This window comes from Nocardia neocaledoniensis, assembly GCF_029868625.1.
Lineage (GTDB): Bacteria > Actinomycetota > Actinomycetes > Mycobacteriales > Mycobacteriaceae > Nocardia > Nocardia neocaledoniensis_A.
The window spans coordinates 1-23,385 of the sequence record NZ_JARWOJ010000395.1; the positions used below are offsets into that span (position 1 = coordinate 1).

Here is a 23,385-nt window from a genome sequence, read left to right on the forward strand (position 1 = left end):
GCCGAACACCAGCAAAAGTTTGCTGATATTCAAAATGCCCAACCTTCCAACCGGGGGGTATGAAAGGCCGGAACCAATAATAATATTGGCACTGACATTCATCGACACACTATTGAGTTCTCAAAGAACACACGCACAAGCAGAACCACCGGCTCTCGTCCGGATCGTCCGCAGGGCAACTGTTCCAGCCTAACTTCGCTTCCAGACGATGTCAATCGTAACGCTGGTCACTCTGTTGGGCTTGCCAGGCGCTCTCCGGTTGGTCCGTGTCGCTCTGACTTCCAATAAGTTACGCGCCGGATAACGCCGCGTCAAATCGCCTGGACAGCAGCGGATCTGCGCAGGTCAGCGCGCCGTCGGCGGCGGCTGCGGCGGCCTGAATCACACGGATGTGACTCAGGCCTCCGCGGCGCGGTCAGGCTATCCGTCGGACGCCCGCCATGTTCTTCTTGCCCCGGCGCAGCACCAACCACTGTCCGTGCAGGTAGTCGGCGTCCGAGGGCGTCCAGTCGATGTCGCCGACACGCTCGTTGTTCACCGAGGCCCCGCCTTCGTTCACCACGCGCCGGGCCGCTCCCCTGCTCTCGGCCAGGCCGGACGCGACGAGCAGGTCGACGATCGTGTTCGGCTCACCGGGCACCACCTCGGCCACCTTGCCGTCGACCGCGGTCTCGCGCAGTGCGGCGCCGAGCGTCGACTCGGGGAGCTCGCGCAGATCACCGCGTCCGAACAGCGCCTGGCTGGCCAGTTCTACCGCGCGGGTCTCGGCCTCGCCGTGAACGAGGGTGGTCATCTCCGCGGCCAGGCGCTTCTGCGCCTCGCGGGCGAACGGACGTTCGGCGGTGGCCCGCTCGAGGTCGTCGAGTTCCTCGCGGCTCAGGAAGGTGAACCAGCGCAGGTACCGCACGACATCGGCGTCGGCGGTGTTCACGAAGTACTGGTACCAGGCGTAGGGGCTGGTGAGTTCGGGGTCGAGCCAGAGGCTGCCGCCGCCGGTGGACTTGCCGAACTTCTTGCCGTCGGCCGAGGTCACCAGGGGCACCGTGAGCGCGTGCACGTGGGCGCCGTCGACGCGGCGGTTCAGTTCCACGCCGGCGATGATGTTGCCCCACTGGTCGGAGCCGCCGACCTGGAGCGTGCAGCCGTGCTCGCGACGCAGCTGCAGGTAGTCGTTGGCCTGCAGCAGCATGTAGCTGAACTCGGTGTAGGAGATGCCCTCGCCCTCGAGCCGCCGTTTGACGGTGTCGCGGGCCAGCATGACGTTGACCGAGAAGTGCTTGCCGATATCGCGCAGGAAGTCGACGGTGGACAGCGATCCGGTCCAGTCCATGTTGTTGACGATCAGCGCGCCGGTCGGCGAGTCGTCGAGGTCGACGAAGCGTTCGAGCTGGGAACGGATGCGCCCCGCCCACTCGGCCACGGTGTCGGTGGAGTTCATGGTGCGTTCGCCGACGTCGCGCGGGTCGCCGATCAGGCCGGTGGCGCCGCCCGCGAGGACGATCGGCCGGTGACCGGCGCGCTGGAAACGCTTCAGCGCGAGCAGCGGGACGAGGTGACCCGCGTGCAGGCTCGCCGCGGTGGGATCGAAGCCGGCATAGAGGGTCAGCGGCGCGGTCGCGGCGGCCGCCCGCATCTCGTCCAGGTCGGTGGACTGCGCGATCAGGCCGCGCCAGGTCAGTTCGTCGAAGATGTCGCCGGTCACGGAGCCCATCTTTGCGCATCCGGATCCCGGCTCGCGAACAGGCCGAAATTCCTCGGCACGCCGATGATCGCCGGAACCGTACGGTTCCGGCGATCGTCAGCGGGTCGAGTTGTCACTCAGCGCACCAGCGCGGTGATGCTGTCGCGGCGCTCGTAGGCGATCCAGGCGAAGATGGCGGCCAGCGCCAGCGGGAAGATCGCCATTCCGGGCATGTCGGCGATCAAGGCCTGCGTCGCGGCGGCGAGCACGGTGAGCAGCGACAGGCTCGCGGCGGCGAGCGCGGTCAGCTTCGGCACCATGAGGCCGATTCCGCCCGCCACCTCGGCGACGCCGATGAAGATGAGCAGCCCCATCGGGATGGTCATGTTCTGCGGCGGGTTCTCCATGAGGATGTGCGGGATGACGATCTTGGGGCCACCCGAGGCGATGATGAAGAACAGGCCGAGCACGATCTGCAGGGTCCACAGGACACGGTTGCGGATCTTGCCGGGACGGCGCGCGGCAGCGGTGGTGGTGGCGAAGTCTGCGGTGGTGGTGGTCATCTCTGGTCCTTCTGGTCGGTCGCGCTGGGTCGGTGGCGCGTTCAACAGATAGGACGGCGGGTCCGCACGGAATTCATCGCTGTCCGTGCGAAATCTTTCGCGGCTACGTCGACGGCGCCGCGGCGCGCGGGCTGCGCCGGTACACCGAGACCGCCGGCGAGGGGATCAGGAACCGCCACGGCACTTCGGCGGCCACGCTGACACCGACACGGGGTCCGGTGGCGATGTCCGCTTGCGGCACCGGCGGTTTCAGTTCTAGGCGCACGTCGGAGAACGGGTCGAACAGCTCGGTGCCGTAGTCGGACAGGCTGATGCCGAGCGCGCTGCCGACATTGCCCGGCCCGCGCGCGAGGTCGGCGTCCTTGCGGGCGGCGGGCCTGCGTTCGCGGACGAGGTCGACACCGTCGAGCACCTCCGCCGCGCGCACGAGGACCGCGCCGGCCTCCCCGTCGTAGCCGCTGGTCACATTGACGCACAGGTGGATTCCGTACGAGCGGTACACATAGAGCCGACCGGCCGGGCCGAACATCACCGCGTTGCGGGCCGTCGGCCCCGGCCAGGAATGGGCGGCGGGATCGGGCCATGGCCCCGCGGGATCGCTGCCGTAGGCCTCGACTTCCACGATGCGCAGCGCGACCGGTCCCGACCACAGGGTCGCGCCGAGCAGCCTGCGCGCGGCGGTGGGCGGATCGACGGCCAATTCCTGGGCGGACACGACCGCCATTGTGCCCATCGCCGATCTCAGCCGAGCAGCTCGGTGCCGCGATACAGGCCGGCGAGCTTGCCGGGGTTCACCTGAAAGCGCAGGTTCTGGACGTGGCCGTCGACGAGATCGAAGGTGAACGCGGCGCCGGGCAGGCCGCCGATCGAGATGAGCGTGCCCAGTTCACCGTTGATCTCGGCGGCGCTGAGTTCGGCACCCGCCGAGGACGGCTTGGCCAGCACACCCAGGATCCACCGGGCGACGTGATCGGGCCCGTGCAGCGGCCTGCGGGCGGCGGTGACGACGCCGCCACCGTCGGACCAGCAGGTGACGTCCGGGGCGAGCAGATCCATCAGCGCGTTCAGGTCGCCGCCCGCACAGGCGGCCATGAATCGCTCCGTGATGTGGGCGCGCGCGGCCTTGTCGCTGTCGAACCGCGGCCTGCGCGCGTGCACATGATTCTTGGCGCGGTGGGCGATCTGGCGCACGCTCGCCTCCGGCCGGTCGAGCGCGTCGGCGATCTCACCGTGCGAGTAGCCGAACACCTCGCGCAGCAGGAACACCGCGCGTTCGACGGGGGTCAGGGTTTCCAGCACGACCAGCATCGCGGTGGAGACGGTGTCGGCCAATGCGGTGTCCTCGGCGATGTCGGGGGAGGTCAGCACCGGTTCCGGCAGCCACGGGCCGACATAGGCCTCGCGGGTCGCCCGGGCGGAGGTGAGCCGGTTCAGCGACAGGTTGGTGACGGTGCGGACCAGGTACGCCTTCGGGTGCTCGACGCGAGCGCGATCGGTGTCGTGCCACTTCAGCCACGCGTCCTGCAGGACGTCCTCGGCGTCGGTGACCGTGCCGAGCATCCGGTAGGCGGTCGCGAACAGCAGCCGGCGGTGCTCGAGGAACGGATCGGGTTCAGGCATGACGCATTCTCCCGCCTTCGGCGTGCGTGCGGCGGATCGGTCACGCGGGCAGCCGTGTGGCCCTGCCGCCGGTGGACAGCTGGACCTTCATCGTCATCCGGCGGCTCGCCTTGAATGTCGGCACCGGGCTGCTGCTGACCAACTCCTTGTAGGCGCGCGCGGCCCAGCCGGTGAGAAAGTACCGGCGCGGGCTGTCGTCGGCGTGGGTGAACTGGATGACGGCGTCGCGGCGCCCCAGGCTCACCGGCTGGTGGAAGTAGCCGAACCGGAACGGCCGCACCGGCTTTCCGCGCAACTCGGCGGCCATGACATCCGCGGTGTAGGCGGCGGTCGGCAACCCGCTCTGGCAGGTGCCGTGGATCTGCCCCCAGGCCTGGCGGACCGCGGCGGCGTCACCGATCGCGTGAATCGCGGGATGCGACACCGACTTCAGCGTGGGGTCGACCACGACCCGTCCCCGCTCGTCGGTCGCGATGCCCGCGGTGGCGGCCAGCGGCGAGACGCGGACACCGCTGGTCCACAGGGTCAGGTCGGCGTCGACGCGGGTGCCGTCGGCGAGTTCGACCGCGCCGGGCAGCACCTTGGTGACCCGGACGCCGGTACGCCGGACGATGCCGAGGCGGTCCAGCGCCGCGTGCAGGTACCCGCGGGCGTTGTCGCCCATCATCGCGCCCGGCTCGGTGGCGCCGATCAGGGTGACACGCAGTCCGGGATGACTCTCGGCGATCTCCGCGGCGGCCTCGATGCCGGTGAGGCCGCCGCCGCACACGGCGACCGTGCCGCCGGTCGCGGCGAGCCGGGCGAGCTCACCGGCGAACGCGTGGGCGCGGCGCGGGTCGTTCAGGGTCCACGCGTGGTCGGCGGCGCCGGGGACCGCGGTCGTGTCGGTGCCGCTGCCGAGGGCGTAGATCAGCCGGTCGTAGGCGAGTTCGCCGTGTCCGTCGACCTGGACGCGGCGCGCGACGGGGTCGATGGCGGTGGCGCTGCCCTGGACGAATTCGACACCGGTGCCGTCGAGCAGGTCGGGAATGTGATGGTTCGCCAGCTTCTGGCCCGCGGCGATCTGGTGCATGCGGAGCCGCTCGGTGAACCGGGCGGACGGGTTCACCAGGGTGATCCGGACGCCGAGCTTGCGAGTACGGCGGGCCAGCCGGATCGCGGCCAGCATGCCGGTGTACCCGGCGCCCAGGACGACGACGTGGGCGGTGGTAGTGGTGTTCATGGCGACGCTCCTTCTCGATGGGATGCCGATGGGACAGATGAGTCCGGCCGAACGTGACAACATGCCGATGTGACCTAGGTCACTTCTCCGCGTATCGGCTTCCGACCTGCGGACACTCCGGATGATCAGGGTCCGGACCAGGGTCGGCTGGGGGCTGGAACCCGATGTGCGGAGGGGGCGCCGTTCCTACCGTCGGAGCATGGCTCCCCCCTCGCGATTCCGCCTCGTGCGCCGGATACTGTTCGGCGCCTGCGCGCTCGCCCTCACCCTCGTGGTCACGATCGCCGGACTGGTGACCTGGACCTGGGCGACCGCGGACATCTCCACCGTCGGCACCACCGAATTCACCAGACCGCTCGCCATCCCGCCACTGGCGCCTTCGACGGTCGAAAGCGACGGGACGCGGGTCTTCGACCTCGATATGCGCACCGGGACCACCGAATTCGAGTCCGGCAACGCCACGGAGACCTGGGGGTTCAACGGCAGTTACCTCGGCCCCACCCTGCGGGCCGCCCGCGACGAGCGGGTCCGCGTCCGGGTCCGCAACCAGCTACCGGAAGCCTCGACCGTGCACTGGCACGGCATGCACCTGCCCGCGGAGATGGACGGCGGACCGCATCAGATGGTCGAGCCCGGCGCGACCTGGACGCCGGAATGGACAGTGGCCCAGCCGGCTTCGACGCTCTGGTACCACCCGCATCCGCACGGCGAGACCGAGGCTCACGTCCGCCGCGGACTGGCGGGCATGTTCCTGCTCGACGACGACGCGGCGAACGCCCTGCCGCTCCCCCACACCTATGGTGTCGACGATCTCCCGGTGATCGTGCAGGACGTGCGGCTGCGCCGAGGGCAGCTCGACGACAGTCACGGTCTGTTCCACAATGTCGGATTCCTCGGCGATCGGACCATGGTCAACGGCACCCTCGCGCCGTATCAGGAGGTCGGCGACGAACTGGTGCGGCTGCGCGTGCTCAACGCCTCGACCGCGCGGACCTACACCTTCGCCTTCCACGACGGCAGGCCGTTCGCGCTGATCGGCACCGACGGCGGACTGCTCCCGCGACCGGAAACCCTGTCGGCCGTGCGACTTTCACCCGGCGAACGAGCCGAGATCGTGGTGCGGGTCCGGCCGGGTGAGCGCGCGGTGCTGCGCAGCGAGACACTCGACGCGGGCCTGGACTTCTGGGGCAGCAGGTTCGCCGGCGGCGACGACCGGTTCGATGTGCTGGAATTGCGGGCGGCGCCGACCCTGCGTCCCTCCCCCGACCTGCCCGCCGCACTCGTCCCGGCCTCGACGCCCGACGGCGCCGACGCGGTCCGCGAACGCACCTTCGACCTCACCCTCTCCGGGATCAACGGCACGAAGATGGCCATGGACCGTATCGACGCGACGGTCACCAGGGGCACCACCGAGCGGTGGGTGATTCGCAATGTCGACGGGATGCCGCACAACTTCCACATTCACGACGTGCAGTTCCGGGTCCTCGACTACGCGGGTGCGCCGCCACCGCCCGCGTTGACCGGCCCCAAGGACACGCTCTTCCTGCCGCCGAACACGGCCGCGACGGTGGCGCTGCGCTTCGACGGACCCGCCGATCCGGACACGCCGTACATGTATCACTGCCACCTGCTCTGGCACGAGGACCAGGGGATGATGGGCCAGTTCGTGGTCGTCGAGCCTGGTCAGGAGGCCATGGTCGTGCCCGGTCACCCGCATTGAGCCTTGTCAGGGCGGCTCGGTCGCGCTAAATTCATCACGTAGTGAATTCAACACTCGATGAATTGAGGCGACCATGTCGCACACCGCCCCGCCACCGGTAGCCGTCCGGGTCGACGGCCTGACCGTCAGACGCGGGAAACGCACTGTCCTGCACGGGTTGTCGCTCGACATCCCGCAGGGCTCGATCACCGGCCTGCTCGGCCCCTCCGGCTGCGGGAAGACCACCCTGATGCGCGCTGTGGTGGGCACCCAGATCGTGGAATCGGGCACCGTCACCGTGCTCGGCGAGCCGGCGGGCAGCGCCGGGCTGCGCCGCCGGGTCGGGTACGTCACCCAGGCGCCGAGCATCTACGCCGACATCAGCGTCCGCGACAATGTCGCCTTCTACGGCGCGCTCTACGGCCGCGGCCGGGAGGATGTCGACGCCGCACTCGGCGCGGTCGGGCTGGCCGAGTACGCGGGCCAACTCGGCGATCAGCTCTCGGGCGGACAGAAGACCAGGGCCTCCCTGGCGTGCGCGTTGGTCGGCAAGCCGGAACTGCTGGTGCTGGACGAACCGACCGTCGGGCTCGACCCGGTGTTGCGGGTGGAGCTGTGGAAGCAGTTCCGCGAATTGGCCGCCGCCGGAACGACTCTGCTCGTCTCCAGTCACGTGATGGACGAGGCGGACCACTGCGATCGGCTCCTGCTCATGCGCGAAGGCGACCTGCTCGCCCAGCTCAGCCCCGATGAACTGCGCGAGCGAACCGACGAGCAGAACCTCGAGACCGCCTTCCTCACCCTCATCACAATGGGAGAGCGCGCATGAGCACCACGCTGCGCCCCTACACCGCCACCACCGGCCGGATCCTGCGCCAGTTGCGCAACGATCGCCGCACCGTCGCCATGATCCTGGTGGTGCCCGCCCTGCTGATGACGTTGCTGTACTTCATCTACCAGGACGCTCCGCGCGCACCACACACCCCGCTGACGATCTTCGACCGCGTCGGCATCACCATGCTCGGCATCCTGCCGTTCATCGTGATGTTCCTGATCACCGCCATCGCCATGCAGCGCGAACGCACCTCGGGCACGCTCGAACGGCTGCTCACCACGCCGCTGAGCAAGCTCGATCTGCTGGCCGGTTACGGCAGCGCCTTCTCCCTCGCCGCCGCCGCGCAGGCCGCCGTCGCCTGCGTGGTCGCGTTCTGGCTGCTCGGGCTCGAGGCGGCGGGCAGCCCCGGCTGGGTGATGCTGATCGCCATGGTCGACGCGGTGTGCGGGGTCGCGCTCGGCCTGCTGGCCAGCGCGTTCGCCCGCACCGAGTTCCAGGCGGTGCAGTTCATGCCGGTGATCGTGGCGCCGCAGATCTTCCTGTGCGGCCTGCTCGTTCCCCGCGACCGGCTACCCGGGTGGCTGGAGGCGATCAGCAATGTGATGCCGTTGAGTTACGCGGTCGACGCGCTGCAGCAGGTGTCGGAATCCCCGGAACCGACCGGCCTCATGTGGCGCGACATCGCGGTGGTCGCCGGGTTCGCCGTGGTGGCCCTGTGTCTCGGCGCGGCCACCTTGCGGCGGCGCACACCCTGACGGAACGAGGAGAAGATGATCGACGGCGAATCCGGTTCGGGCACAGCGAAATCCGGCCGCACCGGGCGCAGGCCCGGAAATACCGACACCAGGACGGCGATCCTGGACGCGGCCCGGATCCGATTCGCCGACGCCGGTTTCGACAAGACCTCGATCCGGGCGATCGCGGGCGACGCCGACGTCGACCCCGCGCTCGTGCACCACTATTTCGGGACCAAGCAGCAGCTGTTCGCGGCGGCGGTGGATTTCCCGGTAGATCCCGACTCGACGCTGAGCCAGGTCGACACCGCACCGCTCGGCGAGCTCGGCGCGACCATCGTGCGCGCGGTGGTCACCGTGTGGGACTCCCCCGCCGGGCCCGGCATCGTCGCCATGGTGCGCAGCATGTTCGGTGGCGGCGGCGAGATGAGCCTGGCTCGGTCCTTCCTGCTCCAGGTCGTGCTCGAGCGGGTGCGCGGCCGGATCGCCACCGCCGAGGACGACGGGCGCGCCCGGGTGTCGCTGGTCGCCGCACAGATGGTCGGAGTGCTCACCGCGCGCAAGATCATCGGGATCGAGCCGCTGGCGTCGATGCCGATCGAGGCGGTGGTCGAGGCGGTCGGCCCGTCGGTGCAGCGCTATCTGACCGGCGATATCGCTTCCGGACGTTGATCTTTCAGCGGGACCGCACCCGGACGATCGCGAGCGGGATGTCACGCAGGACCGGCAGCGCGCCGACGATCGGCAGCGACGCGGCCGGCCACGGGCGCAACGCCGCGTCGAAGCGGGCCGACCGGACCGCGTGGGTGCCGCTCAGGACTGGGCGGTGAAGAACTCGTGCTCGGCGTCGGCGACGTCGCGGGCCTCGTCGATCAGCAGGACGGGAATGCCGTTGTCGATCGGGTAGGCGCGGCGCAGGCGCGGGTTGTAGAGCACGCTCGCGCCGGCTTCGGTGCGGACCAGCTGCAGGGGGCCTTTGTCCTGCGGGCAGGCCAGCAGGCCGAGCAGGGTTGCGTCGAGGGTGGATTCGTGCGCCATGCGCCCAACCTACCGCGCGCGCCGGAACGAGATGTAGCGGTGTCCGAAGAAGCTGAGCACCGCGACCAGACCCATGACGATCACCGAGGCGGGCGCGGCGGGGAACCCGAGGCCGGTCACCGCGACCTCGACCAGCACCACATTGAGCACCAGCCCACCGACGTTCACCCCGCAGAACGCGACGAAATCGCGCAGCAATCGCCCACGGACGCGGAACACCAGGGTGCGGTGCAGGACGAACGCGACCAGCGTGCTGACCGCGTAGGCGGCGACGACGGCGAGACCGGGCCTGCCGTCACCGAGGACTCCCAGCCAGAACACCGCCAGCGCCATGCCGAGCAGGGTGTTGAACCCGCCGACGATCGCGAACGCCAGCTCCTGGCGTTTCACGATCCGCAGCAGCGGGCCCGGGGTCTCGAGCACGCCGCCGACAGGGGCCGCCTCGGTGGTCATCGCACGGCGTCCGCGAGCTCGGCGTCGCCGTCGGGGATGGTCTCGGCGGCCGGTACCGCCGGTTGCTCGTCCTCGGGCTTGCGACCGCGCAGGTACAGCCACTGGAAGCCCGCGAGGCCGAGCAGGCTCGCCAGGATGGCCGCGCCGCCGATCTTCCAGCCCGGCGGCCGCCAGGTCAGCTCGAGGTCGCCGTCGCGGGTGCCCGCGGGGATGTCGACGGCCACGAAGCTCTTGGCCACGACCGTGAACGGCACGTCCTTGCCGTCGAGGCTGACCCGGTATCCCGGCCAGCCGAGGCGCGCGAACACGACCCGGCCGCCGTTCTCCGAGCTGACCTTCACCCGGCTGGTGGCGTCGGATTCCGACACCGAGACCGCGGTGGCGCCCTGGACCGCCGAGATCCGGCCGTTGCGGGTCGAGATCAGGCCGTCCTCGCGCTCGAGGACCGCGATGTACTTCTCGTGGCCGGGGTAGGCGACCCACTTCCAGCCCGCGGGTGCTTCCTGGGTGCCCGCGTCGGGGTAGAGCGCCTTCTGCAGGACCACGCGGTCGATGTTCATCAGATCGACGATGGTCTTGCCCGTCGACGGTTCGACCGCGAACGCGCGCCGATAGGCGTCGGGGCAGACGCTGGTGTCCCAGCGCATGCAGAGCATGTCGCCGAACCAGTAGTGCCCGTTCGGGGTGTAGCCGCTGACGTAGGTGAGTTCGAGGTCCTTGGCGTAGTTGCCGAACACCAGCGAGCCGTATGCGCCGTCGAGGGTGCGCTCCCCCGGCTGGATCAGGCCGCGATCACCCAGTTGCAGGGTGGTGCCGGCGAAGTCGGGGAACGCCGCCATCGCGGCGCCACGATCGCTGGGCAGGTTCCAGCTCATCGGCGTCGGCTGGGCCCGGTCGACCTGGAAGTACGCGATCGGGAACACCGCGACGATCGCCAGCGCCACCGCCGCCGTCGTCCCCTTGTTCACCGCGAGCCACACCACCAGCGCGCCGAGCGCCGCGAGCACCAGCGCCGCACCGACATGGACCAGCCAGTTGTGCGGGTCGGCCGAGAACGACCGCACCCACAGCAACCCGATCAGGACCGCCGCCGCGACGCCACGCGAACGCCAGTCCTTGAACGTCGCGAAGCGGCCGAGCAGCACACAGACCAGCAGCAGCAGGCCCAGCGCCACCATCGGCAGCACCCGGGCGGGCCAGCGCAACGGTCCGATCGTGCCGGGTCCGGCGGTCCACATGAGCGCGGCGACAGCGAACAGCGCGATCCCGCTGAGTTCGCGCCAGGCGCCGCGCGCCTTACCCCAGTCGATGAAGGCGAGCGCGGGGATCAGGAACCAGGCGATGTAGACCACCGGCAGCGGCTGCACATAGCCCCACCAGGAGGTGAACGCGGGCAGCGTCGAGGGCAGGCTCGCGTTCAGCGATTCCGACCACGGCACGGTGAGGAACTGGTCGTTGTTGATCTGGGCGGTACCGCGCCAGGTCACCTTGGCCGAGAGCATGCTCGGCAGATAGGTCGCCAGCCCGGCCAGCGCGGCGAGCCCCGACACCAGCAGCAGTTTCAGCGAGGGGCGCCAGGTCTTCTGGTAGATAAGCTCGCCCACGGCGACCGCGACGATCATCATCCCGGCCTCGACGGCGGGGAAGATGTACTGCACCGAAATCGCCAGGTAGAGGTACACGAACACCGGAATCGGCCCGCCCCGACCGCGCGCGTACCGCACGCCGGAGGCCCACGCGTGCACCATCCACGCGGTGCCGGTGAACGCGGTCATCCAGCTGGCCTCGTCGAAGAACAGCAGCCAGCCGGTGAACGGGATCGAGACGCCGGCCAGCGCGGCCCACTGCACGCGCGAACCGTAGGCCAGGCAGACGCGGTACACGCCGAGGCCGAGGATGATCGCGAAGATCAGCTTCACCACGGTCGCGTACAGCACCAGATTGCCGACCGAGGGCGCGATCAGATCGATCAGCAGCTGCGGCGGATTCAGCAGTCCCGCTTCCTCGATCGCGTAGTTGCCCGCCATCCAGTGCTCGGGGACCATCACCGGTAGGTCGCCGTCGCGCAGCCGCCTGCCGAGCATCACCCACAGCGGAACGTACTGGGATTCGGTGTCGTCGGTGTAGAAGTGCCGGGCGTTCGCCAGCAGAACCGCGCCGTAGCCCGCGATCACTCCGAGGGAGGTGATCAAGCCCCACAGGTACACGGCACGACGGGGAGGGGTTCTACTTTCCACCACGAGGATCAGACCCTACAGGTAAGCGGCACCATCGGCACCGTCGCACGGTGCCCTGCGTCACCACCGGGCGCTACCGCCCAGTGTTAAAGTTCCCCCACTGCCGGGCCCGCACCGCACCGCCTCCCATCACCGAAAGTCGACGATGCCGATTCCTTCCGCACATTCGTCCCGACCCGGCGCCGTGCTGCCCGCCGGGGCGCCCGACCGGCATGGGTCGCGCCCGGTGCATTCGGTGTCGGTGGTGGTCCCGGTGTACCGGGGCGAGGAGACGATCGCGGCGCTGGTCGCCGAGCTGGACCGGCTGACCGGACCGTCGACGTCGGCGGCGGGCGCCCGCTTCGCCGTGGAGGAGATCATCCTCGTCCACGACAACGGCCCCGACCGCTCCGATGTGGTGCTGCAGGAACTCGCCGGCTCCTACCCCCAGGTGCGTCCGGTGTGGTTGAGCCGCAACTTCGGTCAGGACGCGGCGACGATCGCCGGGATGGCGGCGGCGCGCGGCGACTGGATCGTCACGATGGACGAGGACGGCCAGCACGATCCCGCCTTCATCGCCGACTTCCTCGACGCGGCCCTGGCCTCGCGCGCCGACCTGGTGTATTCCAAGCCGAGCAACACCCGCCCGCACGGCTTCCTGCGCAACCTCACCTCGCGCGGGGCGAAGATCGTGCTCGCGACCGTGTTCGCGTTCCCGGATTCGACCCGGTTCGAGAGCTTCCGGCTGATCCGTGGTGACATCGGCCGCCAGCTCGCCGAGGTCGCCGCCAACGGCGTGTACCTGGACGTGGCGCTGACCTGGGTGGTCGGCAACGCGGTGCAGGTGCCGGTGACCCTGCGCGCCGAGGGGCGCGAGGAGTCCGGCTACAACTACCGCCGCCTGTTCTCGCTGTTCTGGAAGATGGTGCTGTGCAGCGGCACCCGCGGTTTGCGCCTGGTGAGCATGCTCGGGGTGACCCTGGCCCTGGCGGGGGTGATCATGGCCGGGGTGGTGATCGTGCAGGCGCTCACGCAGGACAACAGTGATCCCGAGGGCTGGGCCTCGATCATCGTCGTGCTGCTGCTGTGCTCGGGCGCCACGTTGTTCTCGCTCGGCCTGATCGCGGAGTATCTCGGTGTGGCGCTGCACATCCTGGTCGGTAAGCCGCTGTACCTCACCGTCGACAGCCCGACACCGCGCCCGGATACGATGCACGCGCCGATTCCAGCCGCGACGGAGAAGGGTCACCACGAGTGAGCGACCGCATCATCTTCAGCAGGCCGTTCCGCGCCGCCGCCGAGCGCGCGAACCTGCTGACCGTGCTCGATTCCGATCACAGTCACGGTGACGGTCAGTTCACCAGGTCGGCCACCGCCAAGATCAAGGCCATCACCGGCGCCGAGCACGCGCTGCTCACCACCTCCTGCACGCACGCGCTGGAACTGGGCGCGCTGCTGCTCGAACTCGGCCCCGAGGACGAGGTGATCGTCCCGAGTTTCGCGTTCACCTCGGCGGCCACCGCGATGGCGCTGCGCGGGTCGACGTGCGTGTTCGTCGACATCGACGACACCACCGGCAACATCGACCCGGCGGCCGCCGCGGCCGCGATCACCGACCGCACCAAGGCGATCGTCGTCATGCACTACGGCGGTGTCGCCGCCGACATGGAGCCGCTGCTGGAGCTCGCCGCGCGGCACGGGGTGGCGATCATCGAGGACAACGCGCACGGCCTCGGCGGCACCTGGCGCGGCAGGCAGCTCGGCACCATCGGCACGCTGGGTACGCAGAGCTTCCACGACACCAAGAACGTGCACTGCGGTGAGGGCGGCGCGCTGCTGCTCTCCGACGAGATCCTGATGGGCCGCGCGGAGATCATGCGGGAGAAGGGCACCGACCGGGCCCGGTTCCTGCGCGGCCAGGTGGACAAGTACTCCTGGCAGGACATCGGTTCGAGCTACCTGCCCAGTGAACTCAACGCCGCGGTGCTCGACGCGCAGCTGGCCGAATTCGACACCATCCAGGCGCAGCGGCATCGCGTGTGGGACACCTACGCCGCCGCGCTGCCGGACTGGGCCGCCCGCAACGACATCCGCCCGATGACGGTGCCCGCCGACCGCGGTCACACCGCGCACCTGTTCTACCTGCGGATGCCCACCGAGGACAGCCGCGACGGCATCATCGCTCATCTCGCCGAGCGCGGGATCGTGGCGCCGTTCCACTACATTCCCCTGGATTCGAGCCCGGCGGGCCTCAAGCACGGCCGCACGCCGGTGCCGTGCACCCGCTCGGCGAACTTCTCGGCGACGATCGTGCGGCTGCCGCTGTGGCCGCTGCTGAGCGAGGCTCAGCTCACGCGCGTCATCGACGCGGTCACCGAATACCAGGTCTGATGGTGGCCGGGCCCGCCCGGCCACCATCGACGCCGGTCAGTTCCCGCCGAACAGCTCCGCGGCCACCGCGTCGGTGAGCACCTCGTAGGCCTCGCGCTCGCGGTTGTACAGCCAGGTGCCCGGCCCCGGCTTGGGCAGACCCGCGGCCTGCACCGCCGTGGCCGAGGGCCGGAAGCTGGGGCTGCGCGGGATGTCGTCGACGACGTAGACCAGGTCGGGACGCTGATCGAGGGGTAGCGCCCGCATCGCCTCGGTGACGTCACCCGGTTCGATCTTGAAGCCGGCGCGGACGCAGAGCGCGGCCGCGGCCAGGTTGCCCGACGGGGTCGGCAGGCTGTAGGCCACTTCCATGTCGACGGCGGTGATGTCGTTGAGCACGTCCACGATCGGCTGGGTGAACACCGGTCCGCGCGGGGTGCGGATCACGGTGTCGCGGCGGTCGACCAGCCAGTAGTCGCCGTCGCTGTCGCGGCGGAAGATGTTCTCGGTCGGCCACCAGGCGTCGCCCGCCCGGAACACCCCGCGCAGCCCGCCGTCGGACAGGTCGCCGACGTCGACGGACTTGCCGAGCAGCAGGCCTGGCTCGTTGTCGACGCAGCGGCGGGCGAAACCGTCGTCCCCGACCAGGATCTGCTCGGTGACCGGGTCGTAGGCGACGAGCTCCACGTGCGCGGTGCCCGGCACCGGCCGGCCCTTGGCGCCGATCTTGGTGCCGGTGACATTGGCCAGCACCACGTCGCCGTCGATCGAGGCGTAGAACTCGAGCACCCTGGCCGGCGCGAACTGTTCGACAGTGCGCCGCCACAGCCCCGCGGGCATACCGGAGCCGATGAACAGCCGGATCGGGTGGTTGTGCCCGGCCGGGAAGACCTGCGCGTCGAGCAGGTCGCGCAGCATCGTCCAGGTGTAGGTGACGACGGTGACGCCGTAGCGGTGCACCTCCTCGGCGAACCGGCCCGGCTCCATGTCCGTGGGCCTGGCCAGCGCGATCCGGCTGCCACCGGCGATCGCGCCGCCGAGACTCACCAGCAGACCGGACGAATGGTGCAGCGGCGCGAGGCAGTACACGGTGTCGCGGCGGTCGAGGTCGGCCGCGCTCGCGGTGCCGAACGCCGAGAGCGCCCACCGATGGTTGGTGATGTATTTGGCCTCGAGCTTGGGTCCTGCGCCGAGGACGAGGATGAACGCCAGTTCACGCGCCAGGCCCGGGTTGGGCCGGTACCAGGCCGGAACCCGGACCTTCGACGGATCGATCTGCTCGAGGTCGATCACCTGGTCACCGGTCGGCACCGGCAACTGCCTGGTGTCGCCGCCACCGAGGACGAGCACGCGCGCGCCGGTCGCGGCCGCGGTGCGCAGATTCTCCGGATCGGTGATCAGCGTCCGCACGCCCGTCAGTTCCATGCCGTGGGCGAGTTCGGCGCCCGGCGCCAGCAACACCGCGACCGCGCCGAGGCGCGAGAGCGCGGCGACCGCGGCCAGGGCGCTGGGCCTGGTCTCCATCACCACGCCGATCCGGGTGGCGGGCCGCACGCCGACGGCGATGAGGCCGCGCACGACATTGTCGATGCGCACCTCCACCGCGGCGTTGGTGTGCACCCGGTCGTCGAAGAGGAACAGGTCCTTCTGCGGCGCTCGCTTGGCGTGCTCGCTGAGCAGCTTGCCCAGCGAGATGCGGGTGTGCGGCTGGATCATGCCGAGCCGGGTCAGGCGCGGCAGGGCGCGCGCGGCCTCCCCCGCGATCTCGACGGACCCGCGAATCGTGTTGTTGGCGATGCCCTCCAGCGCCTTGCCGACCCCGGCGCCCGCCTCGGCCAGGGAGGCGGCGGTGTGCACCACACGGGTCGCGGCGGTGCGCGGTGCGTTCGAGGCGACATGCTCCTGCATGGGCACGATCTGCTCGGGCAGCGTGCCGTTGCCCTCCATCCAGGTGATCCAGTCGCGCACCATCGGCCAGGTGTGGTTGGTGGCCATCGAACCGGCGACGAGCCCGAAGTGCCCGGCCACCAGGCTGGCCTCGTAGACCTCGGCGTTGGGCGCGGCGCGCACGATGCCGCGCACGGCGGCGGGCTGACCGATGTCGTCCACCTCGCCGACGAACGCCAGGATCGGGCACCGCAGCTCGGCGAGCGAGATCGGATGATCACGAATGACGAACCCGCCGAGCATCATCCGGTTGTGCGCGACGAACTGCTTGAGCAGATCCGCGATCGCCGGTCCCGAATACCCCACCCAGCCGTCGCTGTTGAGGAAGCGGCGCTGACGTTCCTTGGGCAGCAACGCCTCCCGGTCGTGCAGCTGCAGCAGGAAATCGATGCGTGACTTCGCGGTCTTGACCGGGTCGAGCATCTGGAAGCCGATGCGCACCATCGACTCGGTGATCGGCAGCCGGTGCATCACGTGGTCGGCCAGGAAGTCGGCGACCTCCGACACCATGCCGTAGGGCAGCCCGAACGGCATGCCCGCGACGATGTCGACCGGGCTGCCGAAGGTGACGATGGAGGCGACGCCCTTGCCGTAGCGGTAGGCCGTGGTCTGGTAGGCGAACATGCCGCCCTGCGAGTACCCCATCAGGTGCACCTGCGCGCCGGTGGCCTCGCAGACGGTGTCGATGGCCGAGTTCACCGCGAGCACGTGGTCGGCCAGGTCGCGTTCCCAGCCGCCCTCCTCGGTCGCGGGCGAGCCGAAATCGACCACCCAGCAATCGATTCCGCTGGCGTGCAGAATACCGACGGCGCCGCCCGCCGCGTTCACGTCCCAGATGTCGGCGTTCACCATCAACGGCGGCACGAGCAGCGCCACCGGGCGGCCCGCCGTCTTGTCGTCGGGGAAGTAATGTCGCAGCCGGTACATGCGGCGTCGCTCGACGACCTCGAAGGGCGAGGACTCGACATCGTGCGCCAATCCGCCGAAGCGGATCACCTCCAGCCCGTTCTGCGCGGTAGCCAGCAACCGCTGCACCGAACCGACGACACCTTTTGGACTGAAATCCACCATTCCCACCTTGCTGACAGTGACACACCTCACACACCCCGATGTGCTCATATGAGCTAACCACACCGGACCTCCATTATGTGTCGGCTGTGACAGGCCGCATGTTGCGGCGATTCACCTCACAACCGCCGGTCAGGGGCTCATCACGTTCGCGTAGACGCTGTCGAACGGCTCGCTGCTGACGCTCAGGTCACCGCGGAAGGGATAGTCCAGCGCGGCGATCAGGAAGATCATCGCGCCGAGGAAGAAGGCGAACAGCCCGCCGAGCACCAGGTGGGCGTGTCGACCCAGGCAGAACAGACACAACAGCACCAGGTTCACCGCGCCGCCGACCAGGATCGTGCACCACAGCACATCGGGGATGCCGCCCTTGGTCGCGTTGATCCGGTGCCTGCGGTCGGAGTCGAAGCGGGCGAACTGGTCGATGGTGGCGGCGTGCACGATCTCCTGCGCGCTGTCGGCCGGGCGGAACTCGAGCAGGTGGCCCTGGAACCGGGTCACCAGGGCGGTACCGCCCATGGGCTCCTCGCCGCGCCGGAGCGCAGGCCAGACGACCTCGCGCACGTCACGGGTATAGGCGACGAGGTCGCCGCGCAGGATCCCGCGATAGGGCTCCGGGTAGGCGCTGACCTCCCGGTAGAGCGTGCCGATCGCCGCCGCCTCGTCGGCGACGCGGCCCTGCGCCGCGTCGTACGACTCGTAGGTAGCCGCGGCGATCAGCCCGAGCAGCAGCCCGTAGAACACGCCGCCGACGGTGAGCACCATCGTGACGGTCTCGTTCCAGCCGGGCTCCGGCTCGAACGCGCGCTGGACCGCGTTCCTGCTGAGCAGGATCGCGGTGACCGTGAGGCCCACCGCGACACCGGTGATGAGGAGGAAGTCCAGCCAGATCGGTAACCCGTATATCCAGGTGAACATGCTTCGACGATAACCGCCGAACGCGCGATCGCGCCGCCCAACGACGATTCATCCCAGGACATTCGTCGGCCCGCAATCAGCTCCCGCACAACGGATCTCCCGGTCACAGCCATGTTTTCCGAATTCGCCCACGCACGACCACCCGGCCGCCCTACGATCGATGTCGTCCGGAACGCACTGACACGCATTCGATTTCGTGTAACACCGTTTCACACGCCCGGTTTCCTTCCGCGCAGGACCATTCGATTCGCATCGTTGCCCACCCCCCGACCTGTCGCGCGATGTCGCGCCACACAGGTCCATCGGCTGTGCCGAAAAACGCTTCGAGGTGAGGAACTCATGACCATCGAAATGCCGCTGCCCACAGACAATTCCGTTCGCAAGAGTCTCAGCACCAGCGCCGCCCAGAAGCTGGCGCACACCACCAAATCCGAACCGCAGATGCAGGGCATCAGCTCGCGCTGGCTGTCCCGCGCGCTGCCATGGGTGCAGGTCGCGGGCGGTGTGTACCGCGTCAACCGCAGGCTCACCCACACCGTCGGCAACGGCGAGGTCGAATTCGTCGTCGACGGTTCCCGCGCCCGGGTGATTCCACAGGAATTGCGCGAACTCCCGGCCCTGCGCGCGGTCGAGGACGACGCGTTGTTGCGCCCGCTCGCGGACAATTTCGTGCAATACGATCTCGACCCGGGATCCGTCGTGGCCGAATTCGGCAATCCGATGGACCAGGTGATTCTCGTCGTCCACGGAAAGCTCGCCCGCCTCGGCTCCGGCGAGTACGGCGAAGCGACGAAACTCGGCATGCTCTCCGGCGGCGACTATTACGGCGAGGAGATGCTCACCGACGAATCGGCGATCTGGCCGGACACCGTCAAGACGGTCACCAGAACCACCATTCTCTGCCTGTCCAGGGAATCGTTCGAGCAATTCCTGGACACGAATCCCGAGCTCGCCCGGATTCGCACCGAGGCCGCGCACACACCGGATCGGACGCAGAATTCCAAAGGCGAGGCCGATATCGAGATCTCCTCCGGCCATTCCGGGGAACCGCTGCTCGAGGGCACCTTCGTCGACTACGACGCCAGCCCGCGGCAGTACGAGTTGAGCCTGGCGCAGAGCGTGCTGCGCATCCACACCCGCGTCGCCGACCTGTTCAACGACCCGATGAACCAGGTCGACCAGCAGCTGCGGCTCACCGTCGAGGCGCTCTACGAGCGGCGGGAACACGATCTGGTGAACAATCCGGAATTCGGCCTGCTGCACAACTGCGACCTCAAACAGCGCATCACCACCGAGTCCGGCCCACCGACGCCCGACGACATGGACGAACTGCTGAGCATGCGGCGCGGGACGAAATTCTTCCTCGCGCACCCGAAGGCCATCGCCGCCTTCGGTCGCGAATGTTCGCGGCGGGGACTGTATCCGGACCCCGTGGAATTCCAGGGGCATCGGGTGCCGGGCTGGCGCGGTGTGCCGCTGTTGCCGTGCGGGAAGATCCCGGTGAGCGGCACCCAGACCACGTCCATCATGGCGATGCGCATCGGCGAGCAGGATCAGGGCGTGGTCGGCCTGCATCAGACCGGCATTCCCGACGAGTACGAACCGAGCCTCAATGTGCGGTTCAAGCAGATCGACGACCAGTCGATCATGTCCTACCTGGTCAGCTGCTACTACTCGGCGGCCGTCCTGGTTCCCGACGCGCTCGGTGTGCTCGACGACGTCCTCGTCGCGCGCCGGGCCGACTGATCGGCGCGGACCGTGTCGATCCTGACCAGGGTGGCGGCACCGCACGCGAACACCGAGCTCGCCGGCACCGTGGCCGCGCTGCTGCACGGCGCGGGCGCGCCGGCCGAGCTGTTCCCGCGACTGGGCCACTCGGCATCGACCCTCCCCCAACGGGTTTCGTCCACGCGGCAGTCCGGCGGCGGCCCACGACACCTGCTCGGGCCGACGGGCATCGGCACCACCGCCCTGCGCCCGACGCCACGTCTCACCGTCGCACCGACGCCCGCCGCGTCGACAACCGGTGCGCCGCAGCGGATTCCGACGCTGTACTGTCCACCGCCCGAACGGGACGATCCCGCGCTCGCCGAGGCCGTCAACACCGGCCTGCTCGCCTGGGCCGCGCAGATCGGTCTCTACGAGGGCAGGCTCGACGAGTTGGGCAAGGCCGACTTCGGCCGCCTGATCATGCTCGCCCACCCCGACTGCGACGACCCTGATCGCCTGCTGGGGGCCGCCCGCGCCGCGGTGGCCGAATGGTCGGTCGACGACTACTACTGCGAGGAGGACGCCCCTGGCGACACCGCACCCGACGGCACCCCGTCCAGCGCCGCCGCGGAACTCGGGCCACGACTCGAACTCGCGGCCGCCGCCATGGATCCGGCCCATCTGCCCGCGCGCTACGCGCCCCGGCTCGAACTGGCCATGCAGGCCGACCCGATCCTGCGCGCGTTCCGCACCTCGTTCGCGCACCTGGCGGGGTACGCGAGCCCGGCGCAGCTGGCCAGGTTACGCACCGAGATCGCGGGCTGGTTCATCGCGCTCGGCGCCGAAGCCGGCTGGCGCACCGCGGGCCGCATGCCACCGGTCTGGGAGTACCTGACCAATCGGCAACCGCACAGCTTCCTGCCGTGCATGGCACCGATCGACGCGGTCGGCGGCTACGAACTCGGCGCCGCCGAGTACACCGACCCGCCGGTCCGCCGGGTGGTGACCACCGCCGCGCTGGCCGCGCAGATGGTGAACGACCTGTATTCGATGGCGCGCGAGGACCTTTCCGACGGCCGGGAGTTCAACCTGCCGACCGTCCTCGCCGCCGAGGAGAACTGCAGCCGCGGCGAGGCGGTGCTGCGGACCGCCGAGATCCACGACGAACTGATGCACCGGTTCGAACGCGAGGCCGCCCCGCTCGCCGCCGCGGGCTCCCCCGAGCTGCGCCGCTTCCTGACCGGCCTGTGGGCCTGGATGGGCGGCAACCGCGCCTGGCACGCCGACAGCCGCCGCTACCACGACATCGCACCAGGAGAGGACGACCGATGACCATCGCGAACCCGCACACCGACACCTCCGTGCTGCGCACCACCTATCAGCGTTCCGTCGCCGCCTACTGGAACAACAACCCCAACGACGACCGGGTCAACACCAAGCTGGGCGAGGTCGACGGGCTCTACCACCACCACTACGGCATCGGCGAGCCGGACTGGTCGGTGCTCGACGGGCCCGACGAGACCAGGCAGGACCGGATCGTGCGGGAACTGCACCGGCTCGAGACCGCCCAGGCCGACTTCCTGCTCGACAATCTCGGTTCGATCCAGACCGCGGACCGCGTCGTCGACGGTGGCTCGGGGCGTGGCGGCACCAGTTTCATGGCGGCCGAACGCTTCGGCTGCCAGGTCGACGGTGTCTCCATCTCCGAGTACCAGGTCGGCTTCGCCAACGACCAGGCCGCCTCCCGCGGCGTCAACGACCGGGTGCGGTTCCACTTCCGGAACATGCTCGACACCGGTTTCCCCGACGAGTCCGCGCGCGCGATCTGGACCAACGAGACCACCATGTACGTCGACCTGTTCGATCTGTACGACGAGTTCGCCCGGCTGCTCGAGCCCGGCGGCCGCTACGTCTGCATCACCGGGTGCTCAAATGACGTCACCGGCGGGCGCTCGGCCTCGGTCAGCTGGATCGACGCGCACTACGGCTGCATGATCCATCCGCGCAGCGAGTACTTCCGGGCGCTGTCCGACAACGGCCTGGTGCCGACCACGGTGGTCGACCTCACCCCCGACACCATCCCGTACTGGGAGCTGCGCACGCACTCCGAGCTCGCCACCGGCGTCGAGCAGCCGTTCCTCACCGCCTACCGCGAGGGGAGCTTCCAGTACCTGCTGATCGTCGCCGATAAGGTGGCCAGGTGACCGAACCGCTCGCCGACCCGTTGTCCGACCGCGAAGCCCTGCCCGTGGAGCTGGTCGACGACGCCGGCGCCGCGATCGGAACGTGCTCGGTGGCCGATGCCCATCGGCCACCGGGCACGCTCCACCGCGCGTTCTCGGTGCTGCTGTTCGACCAGGAAGGCCAGGTCCTGATCCAGCAGCGCGCCGCGGTGAAGACCCGGTTCCCGCTGCAGTGGGCCAACACCTGCTGTGGGCACCCGGCGCCCGGGCAATCGGTGGTCGAGGCCGCCGCGATCCGGCTGCGCGAGGAACTCGGCCTCACCGCCGAACTCGCCGAGGTCGGCGCCTTCCGCTATCGCGCCGGCGATGAGTCCACGGGCCGGGTGGAACACGAATACGACCATGTCCTGATCGGCTCGACCGACGCGGTGCCCCGCCCCGATCCCGCCGAGGTCGGCAGCTGGGCCTGGGTTTCCCCCGCATCGCTGCGCACCGATCTGGCCGCGTCGCCAGGGAAGTACACCCCCTGGCTGGCCGAAGTCCTCGAGATCGCCGAGCGTGCCCACCTCGCGGCTCAGACCTAGCCCCTGTCTTCCTTGCTTTCTTCTTAGATCGCACAGTGACCGCCCGACCGGAAGGAGCCCGACATCGGATAGATGCGCATATCTACATTTCTCGATGGAAAATGTTCTTGGCGAACTCACAGGGTCGCCACAGTCGCAGGACAGGCCCGGCGTCGAACCTGGACAGGGAACATTTTCCGCGAAGTGAGCGAGGTAGCGATGGTCGAGGTCGAGATCGACGGCAACACGGTGACGGTCAACGTGCTCGGTGGACATCGCCTGCTCGCGCTGCGCCAGCAAGTGGTGATCGACCGCGCCGCCATCACCGGTATCACCCCGGCCGAGGTGGACCTGCGGCCGCCGTGGGTGCGCGCGCCGGGCACCTTCATCCCGGGCGTGATCGCCGCCGGCGTGTACCGCGGCAAGGGCCGGAAAGAGTTCTGGGACACCACTTTCGGCGGCAACGCGGTGCGGATCGACCTCGACGGCTACTCCGCCGCCGACTGCGCGGCCCTGCTGCGCGAGGCCGCGCTCTCGGCACTGCGCCGCGACATGGCCGCCGCCG

21 protein-coding genes are annotated in these 23,385 nt (G+C 69.3%); 11 read left to right on the forward strand and 10 right to left on the reverse strand.

Annotated elements, in window-relative coordinates; all coding sequences use genetic code 11:
- Positions 1-415: 415 nt before the first annotated feature.
- The 5 genes from tyrS to QH270_RS31100 form a co-directional block, all read right to left on the reverse strand.
- A complete protein-coding gene (gene tyrS / locus QH270_RS31080; protein ID WP_280347952.1) occupies positions 416-1,702 on the reverse strand; it encodes a tyrosine--tRNA ligase in 1,287 nt (428 codons plus the stop codon).
- A 116-nt stretch (positions 1,703-1,818) separates the two neighbouring features.
- Positions 1,819-2,244, reverse strand: coding sequence for a DoxX family protein (locus QH270_RS31085; RefSeq protein WP_280347953.1), 426 nt, complete (start codon positions 2,242-2,244; stop codon positions 1,819-1,821).
- Positions 2,245-2,347: 103 nt separating this feature from the next.
- Positions 2,348-2,959, reverse strand: a complete 612-nt coding sequence (locus QH270_RS31090) for a DNA-3-methyladenine glycosylase (RefSeq protein WP_280347954.1) — start codon at positions 2,957-2,959, stop codon at positions 2,348-2,350.
- Positions 2,960-2,985: 26 nt separating this feature from the next.
- Positions 2,986-3,864 (reverse strand): RNA polymerase sigma-70 factor, encoded by an 879-nt coding sequence (locus tag QH270_RS31095; RefSeq protein ID WP_280347956.1) that lies wholly within the window; start codon positions 3,862-3,864, stop codon positions 2,986-2,988.
- A 40-nt stretch (positions 3,865-3,904) separates the two neighbouring features.
- The gene (locus tag QH270_RS31100) at positions 3,905-5,086 is read right to left on the reverse strand and encodes an NAD(P)/FAD-dependent oxidoreductase (protein ID WP_280347957.1); all 1,182 of its coding nucleotides are present in this window, start codon (positions 5,084-5,086) and stop codon (positions 3,905-3,907) included.
- A gap of 199 nt (positions 5,087-5,285) precedes the next feature.
- On the opposite strand from QH270_RS31100, the gene QH270_RS31105 reads away from it, so the two are divergent.
- The 4 genes from QH270_RS31105 (at position 5,286) to QH270_RS31120 (ending at position 9,026) form a co-directional block, all read left to right on the forward strand.
- Complete coding sequence (locus QH270_RS31105; RefSeq protein ID WP_280347958.1) at positions 5,286-6,806, forward strand: multicopper oxidase family protein; 1,521 nt, start codon at positions 5,286-5,288, stop codon at positions 6,804-6,806.
- Positions 6,807-6,879: 73 nt separating this feature from the next.
- Positions 6,880-7,614, forward strand: a complete 735-nt coding sequence (locus QH270_RS31110) for an ABC transporter ATP-binding protein (RefSeq protein ID WP_280347959.1) — start codon at positions 6,880-6,882, stop codon at positions 7,612-7,614.
- Positions 7,611-8,375 (forward strand): ABC transporter permease, encoded by a 765-nt coding sequence (locus QH270_RS31115; protein ID WP_280347960.1) that lies wholly within the window; start codon positions 7,611-7,613, stop codon positions 8,373-8,375. Before QH270_RS31110 ends, QH270_RS31115 begins: the two co-directional genes overlap by 4 nt.
- Positions 8,376-8,390: 15 nt before the next feature.
- Positions 8,391-9,026 (forward strand): TetR family transcriptional regulator, encoded by a 636-nt coding sequence (locus tag QH270_RS31120; RefSeq protein ID WP_280347961.1) that lies wholly within the window; start codon positions 8,391-8,393, stop codon positions 9,024-9,026.
- Positions 9,027-9,167: 141 nt separating this feature from the next.
- On the opposite strand, the gene QH270_RS31125 is transcribed toward QH270_RS31120, so the two are convergent.
- From QH270_RS31125 to QH270_RS31135, 3 genes are read right to left on the reverse strand one after another with little or no spacing between them, the layout of a single operon-like run.
- Positions 9,168-9,392, reverse strand: coding sequence for a Trm112 family protein (locus tag QH270_RS31125; RefSeq protein WP_280347962.1), 225 nt, complete (start codon positions 9,390-9,392; stop codon positions 9,168-9,170).
- A gap of 9 nt (positions 9,393-9,401) precedes the next feature.
- Complete coding sequence (locus QH270_RS31130) at positions 9,402-9,845, reverse strand: GtrA family protein (protein WP_110040524.1); 444 nt, start codon at positions 9,843-9,845, stop codon at positions 9,402-9,404.
- Positions 9,842-12,052 (reverse strand): hypothetical protein, encoded by a 2,211-nt coding sequence (locus QH270_RS31135; protein ID WP_280347972.1) that lies wholly within the window; start codon positions 12,050-12,052, stop codon positions 9,842-9,844. The genes QH270_RS31130 and QH270_RS31135 overlap by 4 nt, the downstream gene beginning before the upstream one ends.
- 256 nt (positions 12,053-12,308) lie before the next feature.
- Between QH270_RS31135 and QH270_RS31140 the strand changes: the two genes are divergently transcribed.
- The gene (locus QH270_RS31140) at positions 12,309-13,319 is read left to right on the forward strand and encodes a glycosyltransferase (RefSeq protein ID WP_110040565.1); all 1,011 of its coding nucleotides are present in this window, start codon (positions 12,309-12,311) and stop codon (positions 13,317-13,319) included.
- Positions 13,316-14,452: a dTDP-4-amino-4,6-dideoxygalactose transaminase gene (gene rffA, locus QH270_RS31145; protein ID WP_280347963.1), complete on the forward strand. Its 1,137-nt coding sequence runs from the start codon at positions 13,316-13,318 to the stop codon at positions 14,450-14,452. The genes QH270_RS31140 and rffA overlap by 4 nt, the downstream gene beginning before the upstream one ends.
- Before the next feature lie 36 nt (positions 14,453-14,488).
- On the opposite strand, the gene QH270_RS31150 is transcribed toward rffA, so the two are convergent.
- Both QH270_RS31150 and QH270_RS31155 read right to left on the reverse strand, forming a co-directional pair.
- Entirely contained in the window at positions 14,489-17,449 is a 2,961-nt protein-coding gene (locus QH270_RS31150; RefSeq protein ID WP_280347965.1) for an AMP-binding protein, read from the reverse strand.
- Between the two features lie 129 nt (positions 17,450-17,578).
- On the reverse strand, positions 17,579-18,364 hold the full coding sequence (locus QH270_RS31155; protein WP_280347966.1) for a DUF4239 domain-containing protein: 786 nt from the start codon (positions 18,362-18,364) through the stop codon (positions 17,579-17,581).
- A gap of 339 nt (positions 18,365-18,703) precedes the next feature.
- On the opposite strand from QH270_RS31155, the gene QH270_RS31160 reads away from it, so the two are divergent.
- The 5 genes from QH270_RS31160 to QH270_RS31180 all read left to right on the forward strand — a co-directional run.
- The gene (locus QH270_RS31160; RefSeq protein ID WP_280347967.1) at positions 18,704-20,110 is read left to right on the forward strand and encodes a family 2B encapsulin nanocompartment shell protein; all 1,407 of its coding nucleotides are present in this window, start codon (positions 18,704-18,706) and stop codon (positions 20,108-20,110) included.
- Positions 20,111-20,140: 30 nt separating this feature from the next.
- Positions 20,141-21,406: a family 2 encapsulin nanocompartment cargo protein terpene cyclase gene (locus QH270_RS31165; protein WP_280347968.1), complete on the forward strand. Its 1,266-nt coding sequence runs from the start codon at positions 20,141-20,143 to the stop codon at positions 21,404-21,406.
- Positions 21,403-22,278 carry a geranyl diphosphate 2-C-methyltransferase gene (locus tag QH270_RS31170; protein WP_280347969.1) on the forward strand — a complete coding sequence of 292 codons (876 nt, stop codon included), beginning with the start codon at positions 21,403-21,405 and terminating at the stop codon, positions 22,276-22,278. Before QH270_RS31165 ends, QH270_RS31170 begins: the two co-directional genes overlap by 4 nt.
- Entirely contained in the window at positions 22,275-22,841 is a 567-nt protein-coding gene (gene idi / locus QH270_RS31175; protein ID WP_280347970.1) for an isopentenyl-diphosphate Delta-isomerase, read from the forward strand. Before QH270_RS31170 ends, idi begins: the two co-directional genes overlap by 4 nt.
- A 183-nt stretch (positions 22,842-23,024) precedes the next feature.
- Positions 23,025-23,385, forward strand: a 361-nt coding sequence (locus QH270_RS31180; RefSeq protein ID WP_280347971.1) for a hypothetical protein, incomplete at its 3' end; no start/stop codon positions are given.

Excerpts from the sequence above, each read along its gene's own strand:
- QH270_RS31085 (WP_280347953.1), bottom strand. The coding sequence starts at position 2,244 with ATGACCACCACCACCGCAGACTTCGCCACCACCACCGCTGCCGCGCGC.
- QH270_RS31095 (WP_280347956.1), bottom strand. The coding sequence starts at position 3,864 with ATGCCTGAACCCGATCCGTTCCTCGAGCACCGCCGGCTGCTGTTCGCG.
- QH270_RS31100 (WP_280347957.1), bottom strand. The coding sequence starts at position 5,086 with ATGAACACCACTACCACCGCCCACGTCGTCGTCCTGGGCGCCGGGTAC.
- QH270_RS31105 (WP_280347958.1), top strand. The coding sequence starts at position 5,286 with ATGGCTCCCCCCTCGCGATTCCGCCTCGTGCGCCGGATACTGTTCGGC.
- QH270_RS31110 (WP_280347959.1), top strand. The coding sequence starts at position 6,880 with ATGTCGCACACCGCCCCGCCACCGGTAGCCGTCCGGGTCGACGGCCTG.
- QH270_RS31115 (WP_280347960.1), top strand. The coding sequence starts at position 7,611 with ATGAGCACCACGCTGCGCCCCTACACCGCCACCACCGGCCGGATCCTG.
- QH270_RS31120 (WP_280347961.1), top strand. The coding sequence starts at position 8,391 with ATGATCGACGGCGAATCCGGTTCGGGCACAGCGAAATCCGGCCGCACC.
- QH270_RS31125 (WP_280347962.1), bottom strand. The coding sequence starts at position 9,392 with ATGGCGCACGAATCCACCCTCGACGCAACCCTGCTCGGCCTGCTGGCC.
- QH270_RS31130 (WP_110040524.1), bottom strand. The coding sequence starts at position 9,845 with ATGACCACCGAGGCGGCCCCTGTCGGCGGCGTGCTCGAGACCCCGGGC.
- QH270_RS31150 (WP_280347965.1), bottom strand. The coding sequence starts at position 17,449 with ATGGTGGATTTCAGTCCAAAAGGTGTCGTCGGTTCGGTGCAGCGGTTG.
- QH270_RS31155 (WP_280347966.1), bottom strand. The coding sequence starts at position 18,364 with ATGTTCACCTGGATATACGGGTTACCGATCTGGCTGGACTTCCTCCTC.
- QH270_RS31160 (WP_280347967.1), top strand. The coding sequence starts at position 18,704 with ATGACCATCGAAATGCCGCTGCCCACAGACAATTCCGTTCGCAAGAGT.
- QH270_RS31170 (WP_280347969.1), top strand. The coding sequence starts at position 21,403 with ATGACCATCGCGAACCCGCACACCGACACCTCCGTGCTGCGCACCACC.